This window comes from Candidatus Zixiibacteriota bacterium (genome assembly GCA_035574315.1).
Classification (GTDB): Bacteria; Desulfobacterota; Binatia; order UBA9968; family UBA9968; genus DATLYW01.
Genome location: DATLYW010000012.1, coordinates 261,638 through 277,497 on the forward strand (window position 1 = coordinate 261,638; position 15,860 = coordinate 277,497).

The window sequence follows — 15,860 nt, forward strand, 5'->3', positions numbered from 1 at the left end:
GGCGCTTCAGAGAACCTCTTGCGGGAGCAAGGCGGCGGGATCGCGGATTGTCTTGCCCGAGGCGGTCCGGGGCAGCGACTCTCGGATGACGATCCGCTGCGGCACCTTGAAGGTCGCCAGATTGGCTCGGAGGAAAGCGAGCAGCTCCTTCTCGGCGATGCGCGCGCCCGGGCGGGGAACCACCGCGGCGCCGATGGTGACGCCGCGCTTTTCATCGGGAATCGGGAAGACCACCGCCTCCTGCACCTCCGGATAGTTGTAGATCATGTTCTCGACCTCGGCCGGGTAGACGTTCAGCCCCCCGGTGATCATCATGTCGTCGCGCCGCCCGAGGTGGTAGTAGTAGCCGCTCGGCTCCCGAACGCCGACGTCGCCGGTGTAGAGCCAGCCGCCGCGAATCCGGGCCGCGGTCGCTTCCGGCTTGCGGAAATAGCCCTTCATCACGTGGGGTCCCCGGGTGATGATCTCCCCGGCCTCCCCGTCGGGCAGCTCGGCGCCGCTTTCGTCGACGATCTTGACCTCGACCCCCGGAACCGGGCGGCCGATGCTGCCCATCTTCGCCGCCGCCTGCTCGGGCTCTACGATCGTGATCAGCGGCGAGGTTTCCGTCAGACCGTAGCCCTGGATCACCTTGACGTGGGGCTGGGCGGCGTGAAAGGCCCGAAGCAGCGGCACCGGCACCGTCGTTCCCATCATCGCCGCGACGCGGACGCTGCTCGTGTCGTACTCCGCGAGGTTGCGCACCCCGAGCAGCAGCTGAAAGACCACCGGCACGCCTTCGAAGACCGAGATGCGGTGGCGTTGAATCCCCTCGAGCAGCGCCACCGGATTGAGCTGATCGAAAATCACCAGGGTGTAGCCGCGCACGGCCAGCTCGTTGCAGACGATCGGGCCGACGATGTGCGACATCGGCAGGACGCAGCCGCGCACCGTGTCCGAATCCGTGATCCCCAGCGCCGCCATCACGCGCGGATACTGCGCCAGGTTTTCGTAGCTCAACACCACTCCCTTCGGCTCACCGGTGGTGCCCGAGGTGTAGAGGATCAAGGCGTCGTCCTCCGGGGACGGATGCGGCAAGCGCAGCTCGCCCGCCGGAGTGGCCCACCGCCTCTCGAAGCTCCGCTCGCCCTCGCCCTGCACCACCCATACCGGCGCCGCGCCGCCGATCGCCTCCTCGGTTTCCTGAAAGAGCTGGTGCTGGATCACGAGGAGCTTCAGATCCGCGTCGCGAAGCACCCCCTGCAGCTCCCGGCCGCGCAGCCGCGCGTCCAGGATGACGGTCACCGCGCCGATCTTCTGCGTCGCGTAGTAGGCGAGCGGGATCGCGGTGGAGTTCGGCAGGAGCACGCCGACGCGATCGCCCGGGCGGATCCCTTCACGCTGCAAATAACCGGCGAGAGCGTGTACGCGCCGGTTGAGCTCGGCGAAGCTCAGCGCTTCCTGTTTCGCGACCAGCGCCGTCTTCTGCGGCCGGCGGGCCGCCGTCCGCTCCAGCTCCTCGCCCGCGAAGAAACCTACTCGATCGGTATCCTTCTCCATAGCGCAAACGCCCTCTGAAATGGTTTGTACCAGCGGGAAAGCCGCGCCAGCTCGCCGCGGCGCAGCTCGAGCTTTCCCTGCTGCGTCGCGAGGAACGGATCGATCCTGCCGCAAAAGACCGCCCGCCACCACTCCGCCTTTCCGCCGATCAGGAACTCCCCGTCGCTCCTCTCGCGCAGACCGCGGATTTCGCCGTGGGCGAAATCGACCGTCCATGCGGCTGCGGTGTCGTCGAGGCGGAGGGTGAGAGAGGTCGTCAGATCCGTCCGTTCCCCTTCGGCCCGGAATTCCGGGTCGCTGTTGGCGGTCGCGACGAGCGCTTCCATGTGCGCGCGCGAAAACAGCGCGTGTGCCGGTCCCGCCGAGGCCGGCGGCTCCGCCTCGGCGCCCGCCGACGGCTCTGTCCCGTTCAGGCGCTCGTTGAAGAACTGGCAGCGAACCGCTTCCTCCAGGAGATCCGTGTAGAGAAAGGCCTCCTCCAGGCTTCTTGCGGCGGCGACGGTACCGTGACCCTTCAGAATCGCGATCGGGCCGTACTTGAGCGCCTCCACCAGCGCTTCAGGCTCGGTCACGGTCGGCGTTTCCTGCGGGATCACCGGCACGCGGCCGATGGTGTACTTCTCCTCGAAGCTCGCCGGGATGAAATGGCTCCGGGCGAGCGAGAAGGCCACCACCGCCGGAGGATGCGCGTGAACGACCGCCTGGGCGCCGCACCCCTGATAGACCGCCAGGTGCATCGGCGTCTCGCTCGAGGCGCGGCGGTTTTTCGCCCGCGTTTTTCCGGTCTCGTCGATGCGCACGAGATCGCGCGGGGTGAGAAATCCGAGCGGGGCGTGCTGCGCGGTGATCAGGAACTCGCGCCGGCCGAGGCGCCGGCTGAGGTTTCCGCCCCAACCGCTTACCAGCCGGCGCTCGAAGAGAAGCCTGCCCCAGCGGATCATTTCGCGCTCCGCCGCGTTCACTCCTCCCCTCCCGCCCCGCCGCGCAGCACGGCCCACGGCAGAGCGTCGTTCTCGACGGCGTAGATCGAGGCCCCTTCGGGACAGACCCGCGACCCCAGAAAGGTCGCGACGTCGCGGTCCGCCGCCTGCGCTTGATCTTCACCCGCCTCGATCAACTCGACGGCGACGCCGTGCAGCCGGGCGAGCTGCGCCGCGAGCAACGCCCCGCAAGGCGCAACCACGCCCCGCTCGTTCATGGCCTGGTAGAAAAGGTAGACCTTGGCGATCTCTCCGGCAGAAAAAAGCGCTCCCATCATGGCGTCCGAGATCAGCGCCGTCGGCACGCCGCGACGAAGGAGCGCGGGGACCGCCTGACGAGCCCCCCGCAACTCCGGCCGCATCTCGGCAACGAGCACGTTCTCGGCCTCCTCCGCCTTGAGCGCGTGGCGGAGAAAAGAGCAGCCGCTTTCGCCCGGCACGCCGTAAACCAGCAGGTAGCGCGCCGCCCCTGGCCGCTGCCCCGCGTCCGAACAAGACCCTGCGTACCGGAGCCGAAATTCCGCCGGGCTCAAGACCCCCTCGAAGGTCACGAACGAGGTGATCAGCTCGCCCGGGGTAATGTCGAACGCCGGGTAGCGCACCGCCACCGCGGCGCCTTCGGCGGGCACTACCGGCCGGCCCTGAAACGTGAGCAGCTCGCTTCCCGGCCGCTCCTCGATCGGCGCATCGCCGCCGCGCTCGAGGCCGCGCGGCTCCTGCACCAGAGCGTAGAACGGGATCCGATACTCCCGCGCCATCAGCGCCAGCGGATAGGTCCCGACCTTGTTGACGATGTCGCCGTTGCGCGCGACGCGATCCGACCCGACCAGCACACAGTTGACCGCGCCCCTGGCCATCGCCTGCGCGACGGCGCAGTCCGGGATAACCGCGACATCGATGCCGGCGCGCGCGAGCTCCCAGGCGGTCAGCCTGGAGCCCTGGAGATACGGACGGGTTTCGGTCGCCATCACCGAAAAATCCTTCCCCGCCGCGCGCGCCGCCGCGGCCACGGCCACCAGCTCCCCGCTGATGTTGCAGTGGGTGAGCACCCGCGCGGACTCGGGCAGAAGGGCGGCCGCGTGCCTCGCTCTGGCGCGACGGGCCTCGACGATTTGCGCCGCGAAGCGCCGGGCCTCGCCCGCCACCCATTCCCCGGCTCCGGCTTTCGGCCAGCGCTCGAACGAGCTTTCCAGGACTGCGGCGAGCCCGGCGAAATCGAACGTCGGCCGGGCCGCGCGAAACCGTTCCGTCATCGCGCCGAGCCTTTCCCGGAGCGACTCCGGATCGCCCCCGTGGGCCTGCCCGAGCAACGCCGCGCTGTAGAGAAACGCGAGCACCTGCCCGAACGCCCGGGTCTTCATCTCGCGCACGGCGTCCACCGCTTCCCCGATCTCCCGCACGCGCAGATAGGCGATGCGCTCCGGCAGAGCCGTCTCGTCGAGAATCCTGAACCCGTCTCCGTCCCAGAGGACGGGCTCGAACAGAGGGCTTTCAGCGGTCATGGCTTCACGGCGCGCCCCGAACTCAGAGGTGGCCTACGGCGCGCCGCGCAACCTCCAGGATCTTCTCTTCCGCGGCGAGAAACGCGGGGTCGCGAAAGCCGAACCGCGCGTGCAGGCACTCATCGGAGACGGCGAGAATCGCGCCCGCTTTCTTTTGGCGCACCTGGGCGACCGTGAGAAACGCTGACGTCACCATGTCGATCCCCGCTACTCCCTGGGCGTTGAGTTGCTCGATGAGCTCCGGGGTCTCCTGAAAGAGCGCATCGATCGTGAAGATCGAGCCCGTATGGCAGCGCAACCCCAGGCTCGCCGCCGCCTCGGTCAGGGCGCGCACGACTCCCGGATCGGCCTTGGTGGCGAAGCCGTCGGGAACGTAGTAGCGGCTGGTTCCCTCCCCGCGCAGCGCTCCGGTGACGATGATCACATCTCCGACCCGGATTCCCTCCTGCAGCGAGCCGCAGCTCCCGACTCGAATCAGCCACTCGGCGCCGGCGGCGCAGAGAATTTCCGCCGTGATCGCGCTGTCCGGCGCGTAGCGTCCTCCGTTTCCCACGGTGACACGCCTGCCCTCCAGCTCGCCGGTGTGCATCTCGTAATCGAGAAACGTGAAGTTCTTCACCGGCCGCTCCAGGCTTCGGAGCAACGCCTGGCTTCGCTCGCGGGGACCGGGGACGAGGGCGTACGGCCCGAGCGAGTCCTTCTTGAGACCGAGAAGCGAGAGCATGCGCTCGGGCGTGAAATGAGGCTCGGCCAGCATGTCAGAGCGCCTGCAGCACGAGCTCGAGGAGATCCTGCGACGGCAGGGCACGCTCCAGGGCCGCAAAGCTCCGTCGGCAAAGCGCGCTCGTGGTGAGCACCAGCTCGGCGCCCGCCGCTTCCGCCTCCCGCATCCGGTCGGCGGCGTTCCATTGCGCCAGCTCCGGGTACGCTTCGGGAACTCCGCCCCCGCCGCCGCAGCACCAGGACCAGCGTCCATTGCGCTCCATTTCCCGCAGCTCCACCCCGGGCAGCATCCGCAGGAGATCTCGCGGCGCCCCGTAAACTCCGCAGCCGCGGCCGAGGTGGCAGGAGTCGTGATACGTGACGCGCCGTGGATTCCGCTTCGTGAAGCGGAGCCTGCCCTCGCGCGCCTGGCGTTCGACGTACTCGGTCCCGTGCAGGATCTCGACACCGGGATCTTTCTCCCGAGCGTATTCGCGCCACATCCGAAGACAGCTCCCGCAGGCGACCACGACGCGGCGCGCACCCGAGGCGGCGAGCTGCTCGAGGTTCGCCTTCCTCAAGCGCTCGAACTCGGCGCGAAAGCCCAGATCGAAGGCGTAAAGGCCGCAGCAGCGCTCCTCCGGTCCCATGATCGCGAAGTCCTCGCCGCACCGCTGCATCAGCCTTGCGAGCGCGACGGCCGAGGCGCGTCCTTCTTCACGATCCGCCGAGCAGCCGGCGAACAACCACGTCGATGCTTTTCCCGCCTCGGCGAAGGTCCTCAGCCCGAGACCGGCCGCCCATCGGCCGCGCTCGGAGCGGGGCAGGGCCCAGGGATTGTCGTGCTGCCGAAGTCCTTCGAAGATCGGCCGGTGCGCCGCTATCGGACCCTCTTTTTCGGCGATCTCCTCGCGCATCGCCACCGTGATGTCCCAGGGGCCGTAGCCGTCGTTGCGCACGCCGCAAAGCTCCTGGCACATCAGGCAATTGGTGCAGGTGTAGACGACCTCCTTGAGCTCCGGTGTGACGGCGTCGAGGCCGTGGAAGACCCGCTGGGCCATCAGCCACCGCGACTTCGGCGTGAAGCGCTGAAACCGGTAGAATTCGTACGGAGGGCATTTGCTGGCCGGCCCGGGAACGTCCTCGAAAGGATTTGCCGGCCCGTGGCCGTAGCACGAGCCGCAGAGCACGCAGCCCGCCCCGCGCGCACCGGTGTCTTTGGCATAAAGCCACCGCCGCACTCTCCGCAATCCGGAATCTTTCGTTTCGAGCCCGGCCACGATCTGCGCGCGAAAATTCGTTAAGGCCTTAACTTTATAACTCTGGAACAATCGCTGTCAACAAACCGCCGCGGCAAAGCGGCGCGCCGGTCGCCGCTCAATTGGAGGCCGCCGAGGCGTCGTGGTTGAGCTTGCGCAGGAGCGCCGAGAGCTCTTTTTGCTGCGCCGGGTCGAGCGCCGAAAAGATCTGCGCCACGCTCCTTTCGAACAGCGGGATCGTGCTCTTGTAGAGCCGCACGCCCTTTTCGGTCAGCACCACGTGGACCACGCGCCGGTCGCGCTCGTCGCGCTTGCGGGCGACGAGCTTTTTTTCTTCGAGCCGGTCGACGATCCCCGTCAGATTGCTCACGGTCACCATCATCTTGGCACCGATCTCGCCGAAAGGCAGACCTCCCGCGTAGCCGATGGTGGCGAGGACGTAGAATTGAGGGGGCGTGAGGTCAAGCTTTTCCAGGTCGCTTTCGAGCTTCTTGTGGGAGAGAAGGCTGAAGCGCAGAAAACGAACCCATAAGCTTGTAGAATAGCGCGTGAAGAAAGGACGCTTTCCGACCGTCACGGAAGCCAATGTAAACAGAGGGCCAGAAAAAAGCAAACGAGCACGAGGGGTTGCGCGGCTCCAAAAGACCGGGTGAAACTACCTCGAGACCGGGGACCTGCACGGGCGTTCCGCCGGCGCCTGCCGGCGCCAGAAGGCTCGAACGGAGCGCAGCGATGGACCGGTTTGAACTGCTTGAACGGGGCCCGGCGACCTTTGGGAGCGAAGCGCTTGGACCACTTGAACGGTTGGAACATCCGTCAGTAAGGAGGCCTTATGAGGATGCGCATTCTCGGCTGCGGCGACGCCTTTGGAAACGGCGGCCGCAATCAAAGCGCCTATCTCGTGGAGGCGGCGGCGGGAAGGCTTCTTCTTGACTGCGGACCCGCGGCGCTTCTCGCCATGAAACGGGCCGGCTTCGACCCCTGCTCGCTCGATCTCGTCGTGCTGAGCCACCTCCACGGCGACCACATGGGCGGCCTTCCGTTCCTGTTCATTTCATACCTCTATGAGAAAGGCCCGTCCGGGCCGCTCACGATCGCCGGCCCCCCTGGCACGCAGGCGCGCGTTGTCGAGCTTTTCCGGGTCATGTACGGGGGCGGATCCGCACCGGAGCTTCCCGCGCTCCGCTTCTGCGAGCTCGAGCCGGGCCGGCCGACGACCTTCGGCGGGTTCGAGGTGCTCCCGTTTCGCGTTCCGCATCAGGTCCACGAGATCTCGCTCGCCCTGAAAATCCGCGGCGACGACAAGACGATCCTGTTTTCCGGTGACTCCGCCTGGACCGAGCTTTTCGTCGAGCACGCCCGCGGCGCGGATCTGTTTCTCTGCGAATGCTCGTTCTACGAGCGGGAAACCGCCAACCATATGAGCTACTTACGATTGAGCGCCGAGATTGCGCGGCTTGGCTGCAAACGGGTCCTGCTCACCCATCTGGGCGCCGATGTCCTTGCCCGCCGGGCAGAGATTGCGCTGCCGCTCGCCGAAGACGGGATGGTCGTGGAGATTTGAGAGTCTAGCTGCGGGTTTCCCTCGGCCCGCTCGGCTGGGAGAGAGGCACCACGATCGCCTGATAGCCGATTTTCTGCCACACTTCGTAAGCCGCCCGGTGGGCCTCGCGCAGCCCGGCGTACGGCCCCAGCCGCACCCGGTAGGTCCTGTCGCCTTCCTTGAGCGAGGTGACCTCCAGAAAAGCCTCCAGGCCGGTCTCGGAGAATTGCCGGACCAACGCTTCCGCCCGCTCTCGCTCACGAAAAGAGCCGACCTGAACCACGTACCCGTCGACCGCGCCGAGCGTTTCCTCGCGCGGCGCCGCGCGCTCCACCGCCGCCGAAACCGCCACCGCGGCTCCGTCGCTGCGTCGAGCGGTCTTCAAGGAATCGTAGTGGTCGAAACCGTATTCAAGCAGCCCCTTGGCGTCGCCCCAGAGATTGCGCGATCCGAGCAGAGAGACGATCAGCGTAACGCCGTTGCGCTCCACGGCCCCCACGAAGCACCTCTGCGCGGCGTGTGTGTAGCCGGTCTTTCCTCCGATGGCCCCGTCGAAGTTCCACAACAGGCGATTGTGATTGCGCACCGAGATCAGCCGGTTTTTCCGTTTTTTTCGGCCGCCCGCGACGGATCGAACCGAGCCGATCTTGGTCTGCACGATCTGGCGGAAGGTCGGGTTTTTCATCGCGTAGCGGAAGATCAACGCGAGGTCCCGCGCCGTCGAGTAATGGTCGGGCGCGGTCAGCCCGTGCGGGTTCGTGAAATGAGTGTTGCGCGCGCCGATCTCGTGTGCCTTCTTGTTCATCAATTCGGCGAAATCCTCGACCGAGCCGGCCACACCCTCCGCGAGGACCACGCTCGCGTCGTTGGCCGAGGCGAGCAGCACGGCATAGAGGAGATCCTCCATGCTGATCGTCTGACCCGGCTGGAGATAGAGCTTGGATGCCGGCACCCGGGTCGCCTGCTTCGAGACCGTGAACCGATCGGCCTGCGCGCGGCCGCTCTCCAGAGCGACGACGGCGGTCAGCACCTTGGTGGTGCTGGCCGGAGGCAGCCGCAGATCGGGATTTTTCTGCAGCAGAATTCTCCCGCTCGTGGCGTCCATGAGCAGGAAGGAACGCGCGGTGATGTCGTCTTCCGGAGAAAAAGACCACGCGCCGGAGCGCGCCAGCCCTACGAGGAACAAAACAACCGCCGAAAACCGCAACGATCCGAAGTAGCGCAGCTTTCCCTTCCCTCCTTATTCCCCTTGGTGCGTAAGCCGTGAAAAAGCACGCCGGCACGGCGCCGGCACGACCTGCCTTATACCATATTTCACTCTCTGCGAACAGCGTTTTTCCGAGTCGAAACCGCTGTCTCGATCAGCGGCCCGTCTTCGAAGGGTTCACGCCGTGACCTGCCAGCTCGGAGTCGGCTCGCTTTGCGGCCTCGGCCTGTTCTCCGAGCGCTTCCTTGCGAATGCGCTCCTGGCAGGGCTCGCAGATCCCGCCCTTGACGGTCACCGCCGGCTTCCCGCAGATCATGCACCTGGCTCGCGCCTGTTCCATGAGAACATCTCCTTGTATTTTTGCGCCGCGCCGAACACCGCTCACTTCAACACCTTCAGTTGCGCCGGGCTCTCGAGCACCACCTCGAGGCCGTACTGCGGATGATCTCTGATCTCGCCCTGGATCTCGATCTCCTTCCCCTCGAGGCTCTTCGGCGGGAGCCGGCTCTTTTCGAACAGCTCGACCGCCGAAGCGAAGATGACCGCGGTCAATGCCTCTCGCGACGGCCCGAAATCGAGGAAGTAGGTGTTGCTCCTGGAGGAGTGGCCGACACGGAAGATTCTGCCGCGGATGCGCGCGCGCCGGCCGGCCAGCCCGCGGATGCGCTCCACGTCGCGCGCCTCCAGAAGCGGCGCCTCCTCCGGGCCCGCTGCGCCCGGAGGAGAGGACGGCACGAAAACGACCGGAAAGCTCGCCGGCTCCCCGCCGGAGCTTTCCGGCATCCCCGCTCCGCTTTGCCGCCCGTCCGGTCGCGGCGCGTTCCAGCGCAGGTACAAGAACGGGATCGCCAGCCCCGCCACGAAAGCAGCGGCGGCGATCAGCGCCGTCCCGCGCGGCGATCGTGTCAGTTCTTTTTTTCCCACAGCCGCGTGAAAGCCTTGCGGTACTCTTCGGCCAGGGCGCCGGCGTTGCGGAACATCAGCAGGTTTTCCTCGTTAAACCGGTCGGCCGCGTACGTCCAGTTGTACGATCCGGTAAAGACGATGCTGCGATCGACGATCGCGAACTTCTGGTGCATCAGCCCTGCCTCCCCTTCGGCGCCGTCGCTTCTCGCTCCGGACACGCGGCGCACCGCCACCCTCTGACTCTCCAGGAATCTGCCCCTGGATCGCTCGTTGGCGGTGTCGAACTCCCGGTCGATGACGACCTGGACGTTCACCCCCCGCCGCTTTGCGCGCACCACGGCGTCCGCCAGCTCCTGGCTGGTGAAAGCGTACACCGCGATCAGCAGCTCTGTTTTCGCCCGATCGACCTCGCGAATGATGAGAGCGGAGCAGCGGGTCTGGGGGGTGAAGCAGGTCTGAACCACCGTGTCCGCAGCCGGCACCGCCGCCGCGAGGATGAGGTTCGAGAGCAGACCCCACGCAAGCCTGCGCATCACGCCCGGACGACCCTCGCGGACGAACAGGAGACACCGCGGCCCAAACAAAGCTCCAGGATCAGCCGCTCCAGGACGAGGCGGGCCGGCTGGCCGCTGGACTTCAAGCGAAAATCGGCCTCGTGGACGGCGGCCAGCAGAGAACGCAGCGCGGCGAGCGAAAACTGCTCGGCGCGTTGCAGCGTCTTATAGTCCGCGTACGCGTTCCGGCCGAAGAGCGGCCCCTCCCCCCCCAGCACGGTCCGCTGGAACTGGTCGTAGCTCATCCGCGGACGCCACCGCCCGCGCAGCTCGCCCTCGATCAGCTGGCGCGCGGTCACGAGGCGGCGGATCTCGGTGGCGATCGTTCCGAGCAGCCTGAGCGGCGGCTCGCCGCGGGCGATCAGCCGCGCCAGCTGGGAGAGCGCGGCCGGGGCGTTGCGGTCGCCGATCGCCTGCGTGAGGTCGAATATCCATCCCTCGCCGAGATCGCTGAAGCTCGCCGCAACGTCCTTTGCGCGGATGACCCGTTCCTCGCCGACGTAGATCAGGAGCTTTTCCAGCTCGTGCGCAAGCGGGCGCAGCGCCTCGCCGGCGCGTTGGAGGATCATTTCCCGCGCCGGCCCCTCCAGCGTCTTGCCCGAAGCGCTCGCCCAGCGGTTGATGTGGTCGAGAAGGCTTTCGCGCTTGACCCGCCCGCGGTCGCGATCGAGATCCACGAAAAGGACCGCGCCGGCTTCCTCGAGCTTCTTGTAGAGCCTGGTGCGACGGTCCACCTGGATCGCCGTGAGGAGGAGAAAGCTCCACGGGGGCATGGCGCCGTCGCACAGCTCGACGATTCCCGTTCCCTCCGATTCTCGGCGTGGGCGGATTCCGAACCCGCGGCTGCGGCAGTGCGCCCAGATCGCGGCGATCTCCTCGCGCTCCGCGTGATCCTCGATTCCCGCCACCCCGTAGAGCGGCGCCGGCCCCTGCAGCTCCTCCCACTGCTGCTGCGTCCAGCCGTCCACCGCCAGGAGGTCCAGAAGCAGCCTTCCCGCCTCGTCCCTCTTGCCCTCGGCCCAGAGCTCCAGCGCCCGTTCGCTCAGCTCGCCCTTGTGCTCGCGCGAGAGAAAATAAGGGGCGTTCTCGACCCAGACCACCTTTCGGCCCGGGAAAAACGGCGCGATCCTGAGCGACCCGACGATTTCTTCCCAGGGGTTCGTGCGGCCGTCGAAGCGCTCCAGGTTGAAGGCGCGGTCGCTTTCCGGAATCAGACGATCGATCAGCGCCTTGCAGACCTGCTCGACCCGCAGGCTGTCGCCGAATACCAGCAACAGCGGCGGCCCCTCGCCGCGCACGATCCGCTCGATGACGGCCGACCGATCGCGTCTCACGGAAACCTCGCGCCGCTCGGCGCCGACCGGCGCCGGGCTGCCCGGCGCCGCGGCCCTGCTTTCAGCGCTTGGGCACCCACATCTGGTTTTTGTCGCTCCAGGTGTAATCGGACTTCCAGATCTTGAGGCCGATGGTGTACTTGCCGCCCGACTTCGAGACGAAAGCCCTTTCGCTGGAGTGAGGAACGTCCACCCGAGCGACGATGAACACCTTTTTGGAGATCCCCTTGTTGATGAGGACCCGATCGCCTTCCCGCATCGTCGTTCGGCTCTCCTTCTTCGCCTTCATCGAGGCCAAAATTAACACCGCGGGCCGCGGCGCGCAAATCTCGCGCCCCTCGACCGGGCGGCCGGCGGTCTCCTTGACAATCCGGGCATCCTCTCTTATAGCTGATTCGTTTTTCGCACGGTCAGCTCTTTAGCGACGAGACACCGACGGAGGGAAAGATGCGGCTTGTCACTTTTTCGCGCGCAAACCAGCAACGCCTGGGGCTGGTCGGTCCCGGCGATCAGATCATCGACCTGGCCGAGGTCAACCAGCGCTACCTGCGTGGCGGCAAGCCCCCCTTTCTGGCCAGCATGCAGGCGTTCATCGAAGCGGGGGGAAAGGCTCTCCAGGTTGCCAGGAAGGCGGAAAAATACGTCGCCGGCAAGACCGCTGAAGAGCAGCGAAAGCTCGCCCGTGCCGGCGCTCTGCTCAGGCTCGGCCAGACGAAGCTCCTTGCGCCGATTCCCCGCCCGCGGAAAAACGTGGTCATGCTCGGCATCAACTACCGGGAGCACGTCGACGAGGGAGCGCGCGCCCGCGCGATAGAGGTGAAATATCCGGACTACCCGGTATTCTTCACCAAGCCGGCGACCTCGGTGATCGGCCACATGGGCAAGGTCATCCGTCACCCGGCCACGGAGAAGCTCGACTGGGAAATCGAGCTGGCCGTGGTCATGGGGCGAAAAGGAAAGGACATTCCCAAGGAAAAGGTTTACGACTATATCTTCGGCTACACGATCTGCCTCGATATGACGGCGCGAGAGCTGCAGCGCCAGCACGGCCAGTGGTTCAAGGGAAAATCGCTGGACACGTTTTGCCCCCTGGGCCCCTGGATCGTCCACAAGAGCGAGCTGCCCGATCCCCAGTCGCTGCGCCTGGTCTGCCGGGTCAACGGCCAGGTCATGCAGGACGGGAATACGCGCGACATGATCTTCGACATTCCCACCATTATCGAGTCGCTGTCGAGCGGGATGACGCTCGAGCCCGGCGACATCGTCAGCACCGGGACACCCTCCGGCGTCGGCTTCGCGCGCGTGCCGCCGGTCTACCTGAACCCCGGCGACCGGGTCGAGGGAGAGATCGAGGGGATCGGGGTCCTGCAGGTCGAAATCGCCGCGCCATAAGGAAACCGCTGGGGTCTCGGGGTCCGGCGTCCCGGGGTTTTTGCCCCCCTGCCGGGCGTCTCGTTCCCTGTCTGCCCTCGCCTCCCGCCCGTCAATCCGGCAGGTTTGACTTGGCGGAATCGCTCTGTTAAAGGGTTCCACCGAAAGCTAGGGGTGTCCGCCAGAGCGGACTGAGAACCTGAGAGACACGTCAGGTAACCCTTCGAACCTGATCCGGGTCGCGCCGGCGTAGGGAAGCGTGACAGTGACGTTCTCGGCTGCTGCGTTGCCGCAGCGGCGATCGAGACGGCTGGCAAAGCCGTATTCCCTGGCTGCCCGCGGGCGGCTGTGGTGAATACGGTTTTTTGCTTCCGGACGGTGGAACCGCCGCGAAGCGGACGACTTGAACGGAGCGAAGCGATTGAACGGTTTGAACCGTTTTCCAACATGAGGATTCGTATCAACGGCGAGGAAAAGGAAGTTGCCGACGGGCTCAACCTGGCGCAGCTCCTCGAGGAGCTCAAGCTCCGGCCGGCGCGGGTGATCGTCGAGCACAACCGCAACGTGGTTTCGAGAGAGGCTCACGCCGCAACCCGCCTGCAGGAAGGCGACGTGGTCGAGATCGTTCACTTCGTCGGCGGCGGATAGAAGAGGAAGTCATGGAAGATTTGTTTCAGCTGGCGGACAAGAGCTATCGGTCCCGCCTGATCGTCGGGACCGGCAAGTACAAGGATTTCGAGCAGACCAGGAAAGCGATCGAGATCTCGGGCGCCGAGATCGTCACGGTCGCCGTGCGCCGCGTCAACATCACCGATCCCAGCAAGGAGAATCTGCTCGACTACCTGGATCCCAAGAAGTACACGATCCTGCCCAACACCGCCGGCTGCTACAGCGCGGAAGAGGCCGTGCGGACCTGCCGCCTGGTCCGGGAGGCGGGAGTCGGCAGGCTCGTCAAGCTCGAAGTGATCGGCGACGACAAGACTCTCTTCCCGGACATTCCGGCAACCATCGAGGCGGCAAAGATCCTGGTCAAAGAGGGCTTCTTCGTGCTGCCCTATGTCAACGACGACCCGATCACGGCGAAAAAGCTCCAGGACATCGGCTGCGCCGCCGTGATGCCCCTCGCCGCGCCGATCGGCTCCGGCCTCGGCATCCGCAACCCTTACAACCTCCGGATCATCCTCGAGCAGGCGACGGTGCCGATCATCGTCGACGCCGGCGTGGGAACGGCCTCGGATGCCGCGATCGCCATGGAGATGGGCTGCGACGGCGTGCTGATGAACACCGCGATCGCCGGCGCCAAGGACCCCCTGTTGATGGCCGAGGCGATGCGTCTCGGCGTGGAGGCGGGGCGCAAGGCTTTTCTCGCCGGCCGCATCGCGAAGAAGCTCTACGCCACGGCGTCGAGCCCGCTGGAAGGCATTCTCGGCTGACCGGCCCCGGTGTTCCCCGACTTTGATCTCTACCTGGTCACCGACCGCGCTCAAACCGCCGGGCGCGACCTCCTCTGGGTGCTCGAGCGCGCGCTCGATGGCGGCGCGCGCGCGATCCAGCTCCGCGAAAAGGACCTGGGCGGAAGGGACCTCTGCCGCCTCGCCGAAAGAACCCTTGCGCTCTGCACGCGCTACGGCGCGCGCCTGCTGATCAACGATCGCGTCGATGTCGCCCTCGCCGTCGGCGCCGACGGCGTTCAGCTCGGGGCCGCCTCGATGCCCGTGGCCGCGGCGCGCCGGATTCTGGGACCCGACAGGCTTATCGGGGCCTCGACCCACTCGGTGGAGGAAAGCTGCGCGGTCCAGGCGAGCGGCGCCGACTTCGTCGTCTTCGGTCCGGTCCACTTCACGCCGTCCAAGGCGGCCTTCGGAGCCCCGCAGGGAACGGCGGCGCTCCGCGCCGTGGTGGAAAAAATTTCGCTCCCCGTTTATGCTATCGGAGGCATCAAACCCGGGAACGTCGGGGCGACGAAAGCGGCCGGCTGCCGCGGCGTGGCGCTCATTTCCGCCGTCATGGCCGCGCCCGACCCCAAGGCCGCGACGGAGGAGATTCTCGGGCTGCTTCGAGCCGGCGGATGAAGGAAGCGGCGCAGCAGGTTCTCGACTATCTCGGCGGAGGCTGGATCCCCTCTCTGGCGATCGCTTTTCTCGCCGGCTGGGCGGGAAGCAAGACGGTAGCCTCGGAATGGCGCTGGAGCGCGGCGGTCGCGCTGATCGTGGGCTCGCTTGGTTTATTCCTCGGCCAGTTCGTGCTATTTTTCTTCGGTCTGCAGGAGTACCTGGAGCAGCTCCCTTCGTTCCGCCTCCTGTTCGATTTCATCGCCGCGTACGTCGGCTCATTCGTGGTCGCGGCGGTCTTCAATTTCGTCAAGCCCGTATGAGCCACCCTAGCTCAGTCGGTAGAGCAACTGATTCGTAATCAGTAGGTCGCCGGTTCGAGTCCGGCGGGTGGCTCCAATCTTTTCAAGAACTTGCATACTGTGGCCTCTTAAAATCATATGGTCTCTCGGCCGGTGTGGGCACATTTTACGTCGCCGACGGCGCCCGTCCCGCTGGCCCCGCAAAGATCGTCCCCGGTACCCCCTCGGGTCCGCTGCCCGATTATTGGAGGAGCGCGGTTTAAAAAAAACTCCCGCGCAACCCACAGCTCCCAGACAACAATCGTCGCCGGCGCTAATCCGCGGCGCAGGACACGTGCGGTCCAGATCAGGCAGGTGATCAGATGCAAGCCAGCTGGTTTCAAGTTTTTCGATGTCTTGGAAGGCGTTGGGCTTGCTCATTGTCGCGGCCCTGTGGTGGCTATCAGTTTCTGTGGCCCCTGAATTCATACAACGCTGCCTGATAGCGGGCAGCCAACTTCTCGGGTACGTGGCCTCGGAATACCCGCTCGAACAGCGATTCAAACTTATTCATTTGCGTGGCATGGTCCTGTTTGGTGAATGCGCTTAACGGGTGGCCCTTCGCCAGCAG

18 protein-coding genes, 1 tRNA gene and 1 riboswitch are annotated in these 15,860 nt (G+C 66.0%); of the genes, 7 read left to right on the forward strand and 12 right to left on the reverse strand.

Going from position 1 to position 15,860, the window contains the following annotated elements; genetic code table 11:
- Window positions 1-6 precede the first annotated feature (6 nt).
- The 6 genes from VNN77_03545 to VNN77_03570 all read right to left on the reverse strand — a co-directional run bounded on the left by VNN77_03545 (window position 7) and on the right by VNN77_03570 (window position 6,559).
- On the reverse strand, window positions 7-1,539 hold the full coding sequence (locus VNN77_03545; GenBank protein ID HXG50465.1) for an AMP-binding protein: 1,533 nt from the start codon (window positions 1,537-1,539) through the stop codon (window positions 7-9).
- Window positions 1,515-2,501 (reverse strand): class II aldolase/adducin family protein, encoded by a 987-nt coding sequence (locus VNN77_03550; GenBank protein HXG50466.1) that lies wholly within the window; start codon window positions 2,499-2,501, stop codon window positions 1,515-1,517. Before VNN77_03550 ends, VNN77_03545 begins: the two co-directional genes overlap by 25 nt.
- Window positions 2,498-4,021 (reverse strand): hypothetical protein, encoded by a 1,524-nt coding sequence (locus tag VNN77_03555; protein HXG50467.1) that lies wholly within the window; start codon window positions 4,019-4,021, stop codon window positions 2,498-2,500. The genes VNN77_03550 and VNN77_03555 overlap by 4 nt, the downstream gene beginning before the upstream one ends.
- Window positions 4,022-4,043: 22 nt before the next feature.
- On the reverse strand, window positions 4,044-4,778 hold the full coding sequence (locus VNN77_03560; GenBank protein ID HXG50468.1) for a hypothetical protein: 735 nt from the start codon (window positions 4,776-4,778) through the stop codon (window positions 4,044-4,046).
- A gap of 1 nt (window position 4,779) precedes the next feature.
- Entirely contained in the window at window positions 4,780-5,964 is a 1,185-nt protein-coding gene (locus VNN77_03565; GenBank protein HXG50469.1) for a (Fe-S)-binding protein, read from the reverse strand.
- 136 nt (window positions 5,965-6,100) lie between these two features.
- Window positions 6,101-6,559 carry a MarR family transcriptional regulator gene (locus VNN77_03570; protein HXG50470.1) on the reverse strand — a complete coding sequence of 153 codons (459 nt, stop codon included), beginning with the start codon at window positions 6,557-6,559 and terminating at the stop codon, window positions 6,101-6,103.
- A gap of 255 nt (window positions 6,560-6,814) precedes the next feature.
- Here VNN77_03570 and VNN77_03575 point away from each other — a divergent pair, with 255 nt between their 5' ends.
- The gene (locus VNN77_03575) at window positions 6,815-7,546 is read left to right on the forward strand and encodes an MBL fold metallo-hydrolase (GenBank protein ID HXG50471.1); all 732 of its coding nucleotides are present in this window, start codon (window positions 6,815-6,817) and stop codon (window positions 7,544-7,546) included.
- Window positions 7,547-7,550: 4 nt separating this feature from the next.
- Here the strand turns inward: VNN77_03575 and VNN77_03580 are convergent, their stop codons facing one another.
- The 6 genes from VNN77_03580 to VNN77_03605 form a co-directional block, all read right to left on the reverse strand.
- Entirely contained in the window at window positions 7,551-8,711 is a 1,161-nt protein-coding gene (locus VNN77_03580) for a D-alanyl-D-alanine carboxypeptidase (GenBank protein ID HXG50472.1), read from the reverse strand.
- Between the two features lie 175 nt (window positions 8,712-8,886).
- Complete coding sequence (locus VNN77_03585; GenBank protein HXG50473.1) at window positions 8,887-9,072, reverse strand: hypothetical protein; 186 nt, start codon at window positions 9,070-9,072, stop codon at window positions 8,887-8,889.
- Window positions 9,073-9,113: 41 nt separating this feature from the next.
- Window positions 9,114-9,656 (reverse strand): hypothetical protein, encoded by a 543-nt coding sequence (locus tag VNN77_03590; GenBank protein HXG50474.1) that lies wholly within the window; start codon window positions 9,654-9,656, stop codon window positions 9,114-9,116.
- Window positions 9,638-10,171, reverse strand: coding sequence for a phospholipase D-like domain-containing protein (locus VNN77_03595; GenBank protein HXG50475.1), 534 nt, complete (start codon window positions 10,169-10,171; stop codon window positions 9,638-9,640). Before VNN77_03595 ends, VNN77_03590 begins: the two co-directional genes overlap by 19 nt.
- Complete coding sequence (holA, locus tag VNN77_03600) at window positions 10,171-11,526, reverse strand: DNA polymerase III subunit delta (protein ID HXG50476.1); 1,356 nt, start codon at window positions 11,524-11,526, stop codon at window positions 10,171-10,173. Before holA ends, VNN77_03595 begins: the two co-directional genes overlap by 1 nt.
- A gap of 61 nt (window positions 11,527-11,587) precedes the next feature.
- Window positions 11,588-11,815, reverse strand: a complete 228-nt coding sequence (locus VNN77_03605) for a hypothetical protein (protein HXG50477.1) — start codon at window positions 11,813-11,815, stop codon at window positions 11,588-11,590.
- Window positions 11,816-11,973: 158 nt separating this feature from the next.
- On the opposite strand from VNN77_03605, the gene VNN77_03610 reads away from it, so the two are divergent.
- From VNN77_03610 to VNN77_03635, 6 genes are all read left to right on the forward strand, one after another.
- Window positions 11,974-12,918 carry a fumarylacetoacetate hydrolase family protein gene (locus VNN77_03610; protein ID HXG50478.1) on the forward strand — a complete coding sequence of 315 codons (945 nt, stop codon included), beginning with the start codon at window positions 11,974-11,976 and terminating at the stop codon, window positions 12,916-12,918.
- A gap of 139 nt (window positions 12,919-13,057) precedes the next feature.
- Window positions 13,058-13,170, forward strand: a riboswitch (TPP riboswitch).
- Window positions 13,171-13,344: 174 nt separating this feature from the next.
- Window positions 13,345-13,545, forward strand: coding sequence for a sulfur carrier protein ThiS (gene thiS, locus VNN77_03615; protein HXG50479.1), 201 nt, complete (start codon window positions 13,345-13,347; stop codon window positions 13,543-13,545).
- Between the two features lie 11 nt (window positions 13,546-13,556).
- Window positions 13,557-14,330 (forward strand): thiazole synthase, encoded by a 774-nt coding sequence (locus VNN77_03620; GenBank protein HXG50480.1) that lies wholly within the window; start codon window positions 13,557-13,559, stop codon window positions 14,328-14,330.
- 9 nt (window positions 14,331-14,339) lie between these two features.
- Window positions 14,340-14,969, forward strand: a complete 630-nt coding sequence (gene thiE / locus VNN77_03625) for a thiamine phosphate synthase (protein ID HXG50481.1) — start codon at window positions 14,340-14,342, stop codon at window positions 14,967-14,969.
- Entirely contained in the window at window positions 14,966-15,271 is a 306-nt protein-coding gene (locus VNN77_03630) for a hypothetical protein (protein ID HXG50482.1), read from the forward strand. The genes thiE and VNN77_03630 overlap by 4 nt, the downstream gene beginning before the upstream one ends.
- Window positions 15,272-15,347, forward strand: a tRNA-Thr gene (locus tag VNN77_03635). It abuts the gene before it with no gap.
- Window positions 15,348-15,860 lie beyond the last annotated feature (513 nt).